Raw genomic sequence first — 464 nt, forward strand, 5'->3', positions numbered from 1 at the left:
GGTAATAGTGATGGTATGAGTACCGTCATTATTGTTTACAACAGTACCTGTAACGCTGCTACCGTTCAGGCCGTTTTCACCGGTATCACCTTTTTCGCCTTTGTCGCCTTTAGGACCAGTATCACCAGTATCACCTTTAGCACCAGCAGGACCAGTATCGCCTTTTGCGCCTTTAGCACCAGCAGGACCAGTATCGCCTTTTTCGCCTTTAGGGCCAGCAGGACCAGCATCACCTTTTTCGCCTTTAGCACCACCACCTACTACGCTCAGGGTGTATTCGTTAGTGCCGTTTGAAGTCATTTTCAGACCTTCACCAGCGATCAGTTTCAGGGTGTTACCGGCATTTGATTTAGGATCGTATGTGTATCTACCTACATCTGGTGAGCTACCGCTCTCATTGTGGCCTGAGAATACAAACGGATTCAGATTTTCGATGCGGCTTGCTACGGCGAACAATTGAGAGC

General features: G+C 48.5%; 1 pseudogene. It reads right to left on the reverse strand.

Annotated elements, in window-relative coordinates:
• Positions 1 to 300, reverse strand: a pseudogene (locus tag ACTHUR_RS20155) (exosporium protein); the annotation flags it as partial.
• Positions 301 to 464 lie beyond the last annotated feature (164 nt).

It is taken from the genome of Neisseria sp. P0021.S007, assembly GCF_051956855.1.